This window comes from Salinispira pacifica (genome assembly GCF_000507245.1).
Lineage (GTDB): Bacteria > Spirochaetota > Spirochaetia > DSM-27196 > Salinispiraceae > Salinispira > Salinispira pacifica.
In genome coordinates this window covers 14470-27294 of record NC_023035.1, presented here as the reverse complement: position 1 = coordinate 27294, position 12825 = coordinate 14470, and the positions used below count along the sequence as shown (strand labels likewise).

The following is a 12825-nucleotide window of genomic DNA, read 5'->3' as shown; positions in this document are numbered from 1 at the left end:
CGTGAAATCCACCGATCCGCATGAGACTCCGGCAGATGGTCACAGCCGCTGGAAAAATTTTATCTTATGGCTGAGGCTCGGCACAAGTTTGAATTGCTTCCCGCCTCATTCTTTATTGTATCCTAGATTTTTCAATCTTCGGGTACGGATTTGCCTTAAATCCGGCAAATCCCCGGCGGTATGCCGGGGACTTGTCGCTTTGGGGATGGGTGTGCTTATGCGCTTCCGGTGCGGAGTTATTCCGGCAGGGGTCTGCTCCGTCGTGAAGCCACCATATCGGAGACTTTTTTCAAAAACGCAGTATCTTTTCCCAGACTTTCCAGTTTCATGGGAATTCGGTAGGACCAGTTCCTCTCCTGTACCGTTCCGGGAATATTTATGCGCTCATTCCGGGAATCATCAGCCCGGTAATCATCGGAAATGGCGAACAGATCCTGGAGCTGGAACACCGCAATGGCGCTGGAGGTATCCAGAAGACGCCTGATAACCATTTCGGCAGTGTTGCTGCTGTAATCCTGGGGACAGGGACCTTCCAGTCCAAGACTCATCCAGAACTCTTCCTTGCCGTCTTCAAATTCCCACCACTCCCTCAGGGTTGATGTGTCATGTACGGAAGGCGCACACACCGAATTGAATGGATACTGGGTATGGGGGATGTACGGATCTCCCGGTTCACCCCAGCGGCGGGCCCAGCGGGGAACCTTCAGCCCAAGAATACTCAACCGTTCAAGAACTCTGGGCACACAATCGGGTACAACCCCCAGGTCCTCGGCACAGGTAAGCATTCCCACTGTATTCCGCATAAAACCCAGAAGTTTTTCTCCGTGTTTTTCCCACAGCTGTTCGCTTTCCCAGCCTTTTCTGCTGACCAGTTCTTCAAAGGCATGCTTTTCATTATCAAATAAATCCTGATATCTGCTGCATGATCGGAATGTCCAGGCCGGGGAGAACTCATCATCACCCACCTGAATTAATGCCCGGTCCCGGTACATTTCCAGAAGGAGATGAATAACATGGTTATCGAAGGGTTGGGATAAAATATCTTTTTCACCGGAAATATCATCCTTGAACAGATACAGATCTTCATTTCCCAGTTTGGTGAAACAGCGGGCGATCACCTCCAGTGACTTGGTGCCAAAGGCATTTTGAATCTGATGTCCCCGTATATGGGGCTGGGCAAGCCACTTAATCCGTCCGTCGTCGAACCCGATGCTGTGGAGGTCGTGACGGTGCATATGCCGTGAAGGGGAGAAATACCCAAGAATTCCTTCTTTCTGGCTGGCCGGCACGGTCCATATTCTGAAAAAGCCGAGAACATGGTCTATACGGTAGGCTTCATAAAACTTGTCCGCCTGCTTCAGCCTGATTTTCCACCAGTCGTAATCTCTCTGCTCAAGATTTTCCCAGTTATACACGGGAAATCCCCAGTTCTGCCCCAGTTCGGCAAACATATCCGGCGGGGCGCCGGCCCTGGATTCAAGCTGAAAAATATCCCGGTGGGCCCATACATCTGCACTGTCCTCGTTCATGAGAATGGGGATATCTCCCTTCAGGGTGATCCCCATTTTTTCAAGACCCCGGGCTGCTTCGAGAAACTGCTCCTCCAGACGGTATTGAACCCAGGCATAAAAGCGCGTTGAATCGAACAGATCGTCCGTAGACCAGAGCCTGGCGATCTGTTCCGGAGTCACTTCCTGATATTCCGGCCATTCCTGCCATGAACGGAATTCATTCCGCTGCTTAATGCTTCTGAATACGGCATATTCCTGCACCCAGGGATTATCCCCGATCCATTTCTGCAGTTCGCCGTCCTTGAGAATGGACTCCTTATGATCTGCAAACATCAGATGCAGCAGTTCAAGCTTTTTCTCCAGAACTTCGTGGTATGCCAGCCGCTCCTGCTTTTCGTAACTCTTGAGTTTCTTCAGTCCCTTATCGACCCCGGCTTTCGCAGTATCTCCCAGGGTATTGTACTCTGGAACCGTATTAAGTCTGATAAACACCGGATGGAGGGCATATGCACTCAATGCACTGTATGGAGAAGGATCTCCCCCGGTATCGTTCACCGGAAGAAGCTGGATGAGATCCAGATCACTTTTTTTACACCATTTCCCCAGTTCAAGAAGATCGAGAAAATCGCCGCTCCCCTGGGATTTGGCGGTTTTCAAGGAGAAAACTGGGACAAGTATCCCCGTTTTATAACGGGTAAAGCCGGAAAAATTCATATTTACCTCGGTAACATTTGTGAATCTGTATATTCTAACAGAAGGACCGGATTCTATCGAGGGCTAAAAGTGCTTCCGTTCTCGTATTAATTCTGCTAATCTTGACATAATGAAAGTACATCAATTTCTGCTGTTAATCCCGACGGTTCTGCTGCTTCAGGGCTGTCTGTTGAATACAAGTGCCTATGCCGATACGGCTGCACCCCCGACTTCCGGTTCAGAGCTTCGGGCAACCGGGGATTCCTCCGAACAGTCCGATCTTCCCGGATCCGGCGACAACGGAGATGACCCGGCGGATATCCCCCGTTTTCTGGCCTATCCCGGCAGGGAGTATCTGTATCTGAGCAGCGATTCCGGGCAAAGCTGGAGGCAGCTTGACCCCAGGGCACAATTTTCCGATGCGACCTACATCACCGCAGCCGCACAGAATCCGGCGGATCCCGAGCATATCGTAATCGGAACCAGCTATTACGGCCTGTATGAATCCAGGGACGGCGGTGAAACCTGGCAGGATATGGACCCACAGGCGGAAATGGACGGGCTGTACCAGGGAACAGGGTTTTACAACGAAATTTCCGGACTCGCCTTCCTCCCGGGAAATGATGAACTGCTCATTCAGGCAGGCTTCAACGGGAATCAGTATCTGCTGAACATGGACAGCGGATCTTTCGGTATCACTGAGAATTCATCAGTTGAAACCGGGTATCAGCCTGAATGGCCCATACCTTCCCGGGCCGAAGAAAACTCCCCACTCCCGGAGAACTTCGAACGGGACGAAGCCTGGGCGAAGCGCCGGGCGGCGGCGTCGGACAAATACGGATTTTACATCAGCGCCTATCAGGCGTCCTCACGGCTGGATGAATACGTGAACTACGCAGTGGAACACGGCTTCAACTCAGTGGTGGTGGATTTCAAAGACGACCTGGGGCTGGTTCGCTATAACAGTCAACTCCCGGTTGTCCGGGATGCGGGAACCGCCCGGCCCCTGTTCGATGCACAGGAGCTCATCCAGGCGTTTCACAGCAAAGGAATTTACGTTATCGCCAGACTTGTGGTGTTCAAGGACAAGGCACTCTATGCCTACAACAATAACGCCTACGCCCTGTGGGACTCCCGTCTTGATGAACCCTGGGGAGTGTACCGCCGCTATGAACAGGAAGCCACTGAGGAAAACCCCGATCCCGAACCCCGGATAGAACAGGTGGAGTACTGGGTGGACCCCTATTCCGAGTTTGTCCGCAGCTACAATATCCGGCTTGCCCGGGAACTTGAGTCCCTGGGTGTGGATGAAATTCAATTCGATTACATCCGCTTTCCCTCCGACGGATTGACCGGAGATATTGTAACCCGCTTTCTGAAAGACGATCAGGGCCGCCGCATGCATGTGGACAGAAACAGCCAGCGGGTGAGAATTCTTGCCCGCTTTCTTTCCGAAGCCCGTGATCAATTGACCATTCCCATCGGTACCGATGTATTCGGCTTTAATGCCTGGTCGAGAATGAGCTATTTAGGCCAGGATATCGAGGTGATGAGCCATTATGTAGATGTAATTTCGCCCATGTCGTATCCCAGCCATTATCCCCGGAGCTTCTTCCCGGAACTGAGCTATTTCGACCGCGCACAGCTGATCTATGAGGAAGGAACCCGGCGAGCCCGGGCCATCACCGGAGACAGGGCACTCATACGGCAGTATGTGCAGGCATTTCTCATCGGCGGTGAACTTCGCTATGAGGAAGAAGAGTATTTTGAATATATGGATCGTCAACTTCATGGTACAATCCAGGGCGGCGGAAACGGATTCACCCTTTGGAATAATTCGGGAAGATACTACATGGTAGACAGGGAGGCGGTACGCTCCAGGATTCAGCAGGCTGCCCGTATTTCCCTGGAAGACTCTGAATCCGGAGTATCAGCTGATTAATACCCGGCCAAAACCCTCTGAAAGGAATCGCTAATGAGAGAATCATCCGGAAACATCCACAGCGGAGAGATAAAGCAATGGGCGGATTCTGTACTTCAGGAAGTGCAGAAAGCCTTTATCGGCAAACCCGAAGTAATTCAGAAAATACTCGTGGCAGTGCTGTCAGGCGGGCATGTGCTTCTGGAAGATATTCCCGGTGTGGGAAAAACCATCCTGGCCCGGGCAATTTCAACTGCCCTGGGCGGAAAATTCTCCCGTATTCAGGCTACTCCGGATCTTCTCCCCAGCGATATTCTGGGCGTAACCGTGTATCAGCCTGAAAGCAAAACCTTCAAATATAAACGGGGACCTATTTTATCCAACATCGTTCTGGTGGATGAGATCAACCGGGCCACACCCCGGACCCAGAGCGCCCTTCTTGAAGCCATGGCTGAGTTTCAAATATCCATAGACGGTAAAACCATTCCCCTACCCGAACCCTTCATGCTCATCGCCACCGAGAATCCCATAGACTTTGAAGGAACCTTTCCCCTGCCGGAAGCCCAGAGGGACAGGTTTCTTATGAGCCTGGGGATCGGGTATCCGGACAGGAACAGTGAAAGCGCAATAATTCTCGGTCAGCGGCAGGCCCGTCATCCTGTGGAGCAGCTTCAAGCTGTGTCAGGAAACGAAGATGTACTGAAACACCGCATGAATATCCTGAATATTCACATGGAAAAGTCCATTCTGGATTACATTCTTGATCTCAGCGAGGCTACCCGAAACCATTCTGCCCTGAAAATGGGAGTAAGCCCCCGGGGAAGTCTCAGTCTGTCACGGTCTTCCCAGGCATTGGCCGCCATTAAAGGCAGGGACTACGTTATCCCCGACGATGTAAAATCCCTGTTTGCATCGGTGTTCTCCCAGAGAATCATCCTGAAACCTGAATCCCGGATGCGGAATCTTACCGCAGCCGGTGTTCTTGAGGAGATCCTGGAGAGCGTTGAAGCCCCCTCCTCGGAAAACAGCGGGAACTGATATGATCTCCTGGCTGCCTCCGGTGCTGGCCGGTTCATTCATTATTCTGTTCTTTCCCATAGCTGCGCTTCAATGGCTGGCGCTTACAATGATCATAACGATCATTTTCAGTTATCTCTATGTACGCCTGCTCAGAAAATCCCTGACGGTCCAGCGCCTGGATCTCAGTCCCCGAACCTTCCGCCTCACCCCCATGAGCATCAGGATCCGTATTTTCAACCCGCTGCCTTTCAGAGTGCCTTCGGTCCTCATTGCAGACGATGCAGGAGGAATGTCAGTTATCGGCGATCAGATTGGCGTGTACACCCTGCCGTCACAGGGTAGTGCGGAGTTGAGTTATCGCGTAAAATCCGAGCGCCGTGGACGCTACCGGATCGGTCCGGGTGAGATATTTTTCTGTGACCCCCTGGGCCTGTTTCCCACCAGAATGATCACAGGGAAGGAGCTGGACCTCCTGGTTCTCCCCAGAGTCTATCCCCTGGAATATCTTCTTCGACAGGGGCTTCCCCTGGGGGAAATCAGCATACAAAACCGCATGTATGAAGATCCCGGCCGCTACCGGAGTCTGCGGGAGTATGTTTCCGGAGACGACCCCCGGCGTATTCACTGGAAGGCCAGTGCGAAAACCGGTATTCTCCAGGTGATGGAGTACAGCTCCACCATGTCCGCTCCGGTTACCATCATTCTGAACATTTCCGCAGCTGCATTTCAGGGGAACTCCCAGTACAGAAATTTTGAACGGATTATTGAAGCAGGGGCAAGCGCCTGTCGGCATTGGGAGGAGCTCAACCAGGAATTTCGTCTGGTCATAAGCGGCAGCGGTATGCTCTTTCCCCGGGCCCGAAACCAGACAGCCGGTATCCTTGAGTACCTGGCGGGTCTTGATGGACCCGTAGACGGTGATGGTCCGGATGCTCAAATCCTTATCAGCAATCTCAGCTTCACCCAGGGGGAACGTGTAATCCTGATCTCACCTCCCATACCGGAAAAGGAATATGTGAGCATTGCCTCACTGCTTCCCCAGGGAAGCCCCTTCGATTACTGGTGTCTTGAGGACCGGGTGCACAGGGAGAATTTTGTCACCCCCCGCTACAAACCGGCATTTTCCCGGATGAGCATCTTCGGAATACGGGAATACGGGGAGGAAATGTTTGAGTAGCATTGCAGATGAATCGGTCCGAAGCAGCCGAATACGGATCAGCCTCCCCTTCCTGTTTATCACGTTCTGGTCAACGTCCTCAATGTATCTCCTGGCAGCAGGAATTCTGGCGGAATTTTCCGTCCTTTTCGATTTCCCCCTGCGGGTGAGCATGCCGTTGACCCTGCTTCTCGCTCTGTTACTGGGGCTGGAAGACTACAGCATCGCAGTGTTCAGCCGCGGTACAAGGAATTATTCATCGGGGAAAATCCGGGAAATCGGTCTGGTTCTCATATTCCTGTATCTTTTCTCAGTTGCAGCCAACCTGCTTTTTCTGCTGCTGCCGTCCCCCGGAGAGTTGTCGGGGGTCGATACCAGGGTGTTCACCGCTGCGGGAGTGATTCGCCGTCTTCTGGTACCAGACGGCAGTTCGGGGTTCCTCATAATTTGGGGTTTGATGTTCTGGTTCTCCCAGAGCTCTGCATTGCAGGGGTTGCTCAGCAGACTGGAGATAAGCAGACTGCTGGACGGGAAAACCGGAAAGGAAATTACCCGGCTTCTCCAGGATGACCAGCTCCTGGTTCAGGCATCCTACTCCCAAATGATGGCCAGCCGACGCTCCGCTTCTTTCCGCCTGGTGCTCACCGCCCTTCTCATGCTGATGTACTGGAGTGAAATTCCTCAAGCCTCATTGATGGTCGTCATCATTTCGATACTCAGCATTTCCGGACAGCTGTACCTTGCCGCAATCACCAGAATGTACGCCCAGGATCACAGTTATCTGGCCTACGGCGCGCTGCCCACAGATGCCCAAAGGCGGCTGCGGAGCACACTGATATTCGGCATTATTCTTTTTGCCGGCCTGATTGCCCTGCCCTTATCTGCAAACCGCAGCATTGTACCTCCTGCAGCGCTCTATCAGTTTCTTGTTAACATTTTTGAGATGTTCCAGATAGATAATCCTTCCAGTCAAGTGGAAAGCATCGAGTTCATCAAAAATCAGCTCATGCGAAGCGGTGCGGAAAGCTGGGAGGAATTCACCTCCCGGCCCGCCAACGCCAACGGACAATTTGCTGCCGCACTTCTGGATAACATTCTCATAGCTTTGGGGCTGGGACTGCTGTTCTACGTGGCAATACTTCCCCTTTTCAAAGATCCAGAAATACCCAGGCTGGTTAAGAAGCTTCTTCGCTCAAAAGGAGTAAAGAATTTTTTGTCCATCTTTCTCCGACTCGGAAGGCTGTGGCTGGGAGACTTCGGCAGGAACATCGTTTCTGTTTTTATCCTGCCGTTCCAGGCTCTGAAAAATATTTTTACCGGACTTGCTTCCCTTTTCAATAAACGTGAAGGACCTGGACGAAAGCAGTCTGAATCGGAACAGAAGAAACTTCTTCGGGAGTTGGTGGCAGAGCGGGAAGTCAGCGGAAGAAGCAAGGAAAAACGCAGAGAGATTTCCGGTTTTTCAGATCTCTTTCAGGAAATGGTCCTTGAATGCGGAGCTCTGGGGCTGGAGATACGGCCCAGTAATACAATCAGCGAGATAGCAGAAAATATTCAGACACTTTTTCTGACGCTGAGCCTCCAGCGACCGGATGACGGCAGTAACAGCAATCTGTTTTCGGCTGTACAATCCATCGCATCAGGATTTGAGGAATCCCTGTTCTCCCGGCATCTTCTGGAGGAAATACGTCTGACGGAAGCCAGGCAGTCCCTTGTTCATATCCGGAGGTTTATTCACGCCGCCGGTCAGGATCAGGAACGTCAGGATTAGACACGTCAGGATTAGACACGTCAGGCTTAGACACGTCAGGCTTAGACACGTCAGGATTCAATATCATCATCCTGTTCATTATCCGGATCATCCGATTCATCCGCATCATCTTCAGAATCTGCTTTCAGGGATGTTTCAGGGTCGATATCCGTTTCTGCTTCCAGTTCATCATCTATGAAATCTTCGGACTCCTCAAAAACATTGAACTCCACATCCTCATCCAGGGTGGGTTGGGGGGCAGACTTTTCTTCTGACGTGCCTTCCTGCTTTTCTTCCTCCACCTCCCGTATTCTGTCCCTGATTCGTGCAGCCTCCTCGTAATTTTCCTCTTCCACCGCAGAATCCAGTGCCCGCTGGAGCTCTTCAAGAACACTCTGATTCACTGATTGGGTCATCTGGTCGGCATCGCTGATCATGGATAAGGGTATGCTTGCTTCATCAATGATGTATTCGGCGATATACACAGGACATTTCACTCTGGTAGCAAGGGCCATGGCATCAGAAGGACGTGAGTCAAAAACAAACTTTTTCATACCCTGCTTCGCAATAATGCGGGAATAGAAGGTTGCATCTTTCAGATCGTTGATTTCTATCCGTTCCACGGACATATGCATTTTTTCCACAATGTTAAGCAGCAGATCATGGGTAAGAGGTCGGGGCATGGGTACCTTTCCCAATCCTATGAGAATAGATTGGGCTTCAAGCTGACCGATAAAAATGGGCACGGCCCGTTCGGCATCCAGAGGCTTAACAAGTACTGCATTGCCCTTTTCAGTTCTGGCTACTGTCCATATTTCCGCTTCAACAAGCATAATGTTTTTCATATACCTATAAAGTACACTTTAGAAGATGAAAATCCAATCGGGAATTCAGGCTATTTATCCGAAGAAACATAGGCTACTGCGTTTCTGAAAAGGGAGAGCCCGGCTCCCTGAGAGGTCTTCAGGCGGCGGGGATGCTGCTCTCCCCGGATGAATGCTTCGGGATGGGGCATCATTCCCAGTACCCGCCCGCTGGGGTCTGTTATTCCTGCAATATCATCCTGAGATCCGTTTGGATTATCCTGATACCGGAATGCCACCAGCTCCTTCGGCAGCTCTTTCAATTCGGCGTTCATTCCGGCATAGATGAATTTTCCTTCACCGTGACGGATTGGACAGTCAAAATCGGGCATATTTCGGATCCAGGGTGACGGATTCAAGGTATTGACGGTCAGCCCAACCCAGTCATCAATAAACAGCCCGCTTTCATTGGAAATCAGACTTGCTTCATTGCTCCAGTCTCCCTGTGTATTGGGCAAAAGCCCCATTTTCACCAGGGTTTGAAAGCCGTTGCATATTCCCAGAACAAGACCGTCCCGCTGTATCAGCTGATTAATGGCATCCTGCAGATGATTTTTCACCATATGCCCGAGTATTGTTCCCGAGCCGATATGATCCCCGAAACTGAAACCTCCGGGAAAAGCAAGAATCCGGAAAGATTCCAGCATTGAAGGGTCATCAATCAGATCACGGAGGTGTACAAATTCCACACTGCCTCCCGCTGCCGTAAATGCTTCTCCCAGCTCCTTATCGGCATTAATTCCATATCCGGTCAGTATTGCGATCACCTGCTCTGCTCCTTTTTCCCGCTTCACCGATTACCACGGGGTGGTGAATGATTCCACCAGCCGCTCCACCGGTACATTAATGGCTGCTTCTCCGCCGTCTCTGATTTCCAGGTTTTCCCCCCCGGTTACACCCAGAAAAATGCGCTCTGCTTCCGGAAAGAGGGATTTGAAGGTTTCTTTTCTGCCGGGGGGAACCGATACAACAAAGCGCCCGCCGCCTTCGGAAAACAGCAGGGCAGCTGCTGTCAGCCTTTCCGATCCGTCTGTAGTTTCCAAGGGGGATATGGCCCGCAGTCCGGAAATCTCTATTCGTGCGCCCATCCTGCCGCCGATGCAGCATTCAGACAATGCCACGGCCAGACCGCCGTCGGAAATATCGTGGATGGAAGAAAAGAGTTGGCTCTGAATTCCGGCATGAATCGCCTCGTACCGGGTTCTGTTGCCTTTGAGATCAATCTGCGGAGTTGCACCTAGCTGATTTCCTTCCAGCTTTTCAAAATAACTGCCTCCCAGGCGGTACTCCGCCGACCCCAGGAGATATACTTCATCCCCTTCACTGGCGAAGCTTTGGTCGGTTGCTTTTTCCACATCGCCATGAATGCCCAAGAGGCTCACCAGCAGAGTAGGCAGAACCGATACCTTTTTTCCTCCCAGAACCGCGTCGTTTTTCATGGAATCCTTACCGGAAATCAGGGGAAGATTATACTCCATGCAGGCATCTTTCAGCCCCTGATTTGCCCGTACCAGCTGTGCAAGTTTGTACTCTCCGTCAGGGGTGTAATCCGACTGCACCGGGTCAGGCCAGCAGAAATTATCCAGCGCGGATGCCCTGTCAGGATCTCCGCCCATGGCGATGTGCGCCCTGTATGCCTCATCCACTGCGTGAACGGCCATCTGGTACGTATCCGCCTCCGACATCCTTGGACACACCCCATGGGTAACCGTCAGCCCCTGGGATGACTCGGCAACCGGGCGGATCAGACCGCCGTCGGTGGGTGCATCGGATCGGACTCCGGTGAACGGCTTGATCACCGACTGCCCCTGAACTTCATGATCATACTGGCGAACCAGGTCTTCCTTTGAACGGATATTGGGCTCGGAAAGGAGTTCGAAAAGCCGGGCTGTCATAAACTCCTCGCTGTTCCAGTGTCCGGCCTGTACCCGGATGTAAGCCCGGGCCTGAGATTCCGGCCTTCTTTTTTCCGGTTCAATCCAGGAGGCCGAGAGCTCCATGACCGGCAGCCCGTTGTGAACAAATTCAAGGGGCAGCAGCCCGAGCGTCTCATTCCGGTATACCAGTTCCACAAATCCGGAAGAGGTGAACTCCCCAACAACCGTTGCCTCCACGCCCCGTCTCCGGGCAAGTTCGTGAAAGGCCTCCCATGTATCCGGAGCTACGCTCAGGCTCATACGCTCCTGGCTTTCTGAAACCCATATTTCCCAGGGCGCAAGGCCTGCATACTTAAGTGGTGCTTTATCCAAATCCACCCGAATACCGTTGGAGAATTCAGCCATCTCTCCCAGACTGGATGATAATCCTCCGGCTCCGTTATCAGTAATTCCCTTGTACAGACCTTTGTCCCGGGCTTCAAGGAGGAAATCCAGCATTTTCCGCTGGGTTATGGGGTCTCCGATTTGTACCGCCGATGTGGGTGAATCCTCGTCCAGGGCAAGGGAGCTGAAGGTTGCACCGTGAATTCCATCCTTACCGATGCGGCCGCCCAGCATTACCGCCAGATCGCCAGAGTCCACATGCTGAAGCCAGCTTTCTTCTCCCAGAACCTTCCGGGGCATTATGCCGCCGGTTCCGCAAAATACCAGCGGTTTTCCCAGGTAGGAATCATCAAAGAGAAATGCCCCGGCAACAGTGGGGATTCCGCTCTGGTTTCCCCCGTCGATTATTCCTTCATGAACTCCCGACATCACCTTTTTCGGATGAAGAAGTCCCCGGGGTATCTCCTCCGGGGCGGTATGGGGATGACCAAAGCAGAGCACATTTGTATTGAAGATCGGTTTTGCACCCTTGCCGGTTCCCATAATATCCCGGTTTACACCCACAATTCCCGTTATCGCTCCGCCGTAGGGGTCCAGGGCCGAGGGGCTGTTGTGGGTTTCCGCCTTGAAACACACAACATGTTCTTCATCAAAATCCACTACTCCGCTGTTATCATGGAAAACCGAGCGCAGATCCGGCCGGGACGCACTCAGGGCGTCGGTGGTAGCCTGGATGTAGGATTTAAATAATCCGTCAATGGTTGTGGATTTGCCGTTCTCATCCCGGTAGTCTATTCGGGCCTGGAAAATTTTATGTTTGCAGTGTTCGCTCCAGGTCTGAGCAAGCATTTCAAGTTCTATGTCGCTGATATCAGTGGAAATACCGCGCTTTTTCCGGGCGGCAATCTGCCCGGGGCGGGAAAATTCTTCCCGGATCACCCGCATCTCATCCAGACTGAGGGCAAGAAGCCGTTCCCTGCTCAGGGCCACCAGCTGCTCATCATTCATACGGGCAATGGGAAAATACTGTACCGCCGGCACTTCCGTATCAGCTACAAAGGGATACAGAAGGGGAAAGCGCGTTCCACGGGAATACTCATCTGAATACATGGAAAGCTGTTTCTGAATGAGAGGGTTGGACAGACCGGGGAGCAGGGTTTCCCCGATACGACGTTTGGTCTCTTCGTCCAGTTCCTTGGAAAAGGTGAACACCAACTGCCGGGCAGTCTGTACCCTCAGCGGGGCATCATCTGTATTATCCCGGGAAACCCCGGGTCGTTCACCGTCCAGTTCCAGCTCCAGAGCCTCCCAGGCCGTAACGGCGACCGGATCGGTAACTCCCGGCTTATAACTGATCTCAACCATAAGATCCCAGGAGGGTGCAGCCTTGCGTCCCCAATCGCCGTCAATCAGCCCTGGATCTTCCTGGGTCAGCCGGACTTCAGCCTGCTGGGAAACAGGATCAAGAAACAGACGGGTAATTTCCCCGGCCTGATTTTTCAGGCGTTCTTCCAGCAGATATACATCCACTATCCGTAAATCTGCAATTTGCTCTGAAAGTTCCGTCTCCAGACCTCTGAGGATCTTCCGGACCTTCCCGTCATCGAACTCCGGTCGGTACGAGATTTCTATGCGCATGTTCCTGTTTCC

At 52.2% G+C, this 12825-nt stretch carries 8 protein-coding genes; 4 read left to right on the top strand and 4 right to left on the bottom strand.

The window, feature by feature from the left end:
• Positions 1–236: 236 nt before the first annotated feature.
• Positions 237–2225: a 4-alpha-glucanotransferase gene (locus L21SP2_RS00105; protein WP_024266402.1), complete on the bottom strand. Its 1989-nt coding sequence runs from the start codon at positions 2223–2225 to the stop codon at positions 237–239.
• Between the two features lie 109 nt (positions 2226–2334).
• Between L21SP2_RS00105 and L21SP2_RS16520 the strand changes: the two genes are divergently transcribed.
• The 4 genes from L21SP2_RS16520 to L21SP2_RS00085 are packed head-to-tail and all read left to right on the top strand — an operon-like array spanning position 2335 to position 8072.
• Positions 2335–4146, top strand: a complete 1812-nt coding sequence (locus L21SP2_RS16520; RefSeq protein WP_024266401.1) for a putative glycoside hydrolase — start codon at positions 2335–2337, stop codon at positions 4144–4146.
• Positions 4147–4179: 33 nt separating this feature from the next.
• On the top strand, positions 4180–5163 hold the full coding sequence (locus tag L21SP2_RS00095) for an AAA family ATPase (RefSeq protein WP_024266400.1): 984 nt from the start codon (positions 4180–4182) through the stop codon (positions 5161–5163).
• 1 nt (position 5164) lies between these two features.
• Positions 5165–6322 carry a DUF58 domain-containing protein gene (locus L21SP2_RS00090; RefSeq protein WP_024266399.1) on the top strand — a complete coding sequence of 386 codons (1158 nt, stop codon included), beginning with the start codon at positions 5165–5167 and terminating at the stop codon, positions 6320–6322.
• Entirely contained in the window at positions 6315–8072 is a 1758-nt protein-coding gene (locus L21SP2_RS00085) for a hypothetical protein (RefSeq protein WP_024266398.1), read from the top strand. The genes L21SP2_RS00090 and L21SP2_RS00085 overlap by 8 nt, the downstream gene beginning before the upstream one ends.
• Before the next feature lie 50 nt (positions 8073–8122).
• On the opposite strand, the gene L21SP2_RS00080 is transcribed toward L21SP2_RS00085, so the two are convergent.
• Genes L21SP2_RS00080 through L21SP2_RS00070 form a run of 3 tightly spaced genes read right to left on the bottom strand, consistent with a single transcriptional unit; the run spans position 8123 to position 12813 of the window.
• Positions 8123–8896 (bottom strand): bifunctional nuclease family protein, encoded by a 774-nt coding sequence (locus L21SP2_RS00080; protein ID WP_081719358.1) that lies wholly within the window; start codon positions 8894–8896, stop codon positions 8123–8125.
• A gap of 50 nt (positions 8897–8946) precedes the next feature.
• Complete coding sequence (locus L21SP2_RS00075) at positions 8947–9681, bottom strand: phosphoribosylformylglycinamidine synthase subunit PurQ (protein WP_024266396.1); 735 nt, start codon at positions 9679–9681, stop codon at positions 8947–8949.
• Between the two features lie 30 nt (positions 9682–9711).
• Positions 9712–12813 carry an AIR synthase-related protein gene (locus L21SP2_RS00070; RefSeq protein WP_024266395.1) on the bottom strand — a complete coding sequence of 1034 codons (3102 nt, stop codon included), beginning with the start codon at positions 12811–12813 and terminating at the stop codon, positions 9712–9714.
• Between the last annotated feature and the right edge of the window lie 12 nt (positions 12814–12825).

What these genes read in the sequence shown, in the direction of transcription:
- L21SP2_RS00095 (WP_024266400.1), top strand. Translation starts at nt 4,180, where the DNA reads ATGAGAGAATCATCCGGAAACATCCACAGCGGAGAGATAAAGCAATGG.
- L21SP2_RS00090 (WP_024266399.1), top strand. Translation starts at nt 5,165, where the DNA reads ATGATCTCCTGGCTGCCTCCGGTGCTGGCCGGTTCATTCATTATTCTG.
- L21SP2_RS16520 (WP_024266401.1), top strand. Translation starts at nt 2,335, where the DNA reads ATGAAAGTACATCAATTTCTGCTGTTAATCCCGACGGTTCTGCTGCTT.
- L21SP2_RS00070 (WP_024266395.1), bottom strand. Translation starts at nt 12,813, where the DNA reads ATGCGCATAGAAATCTCGTACCGACCGGAGTTCGATGACGGGAAGGTC.
- L21SP2_RS00105 (WP_024266402.1), bottom strand. Translation starts at nt 2,225, where the DNA reads ATGAATTTTTCCGGCTTTACCCGTTATAAAACGGGGATACTTGTCCCA.
- L21SP2_RS00080 (WP_081719358.1), bottom strand. Translation starts at nt 8,896, where the DNA reads ATGAAAAACATTATGCTTGTTGAAGCGGAAATATGGACAGTAGCCAGA.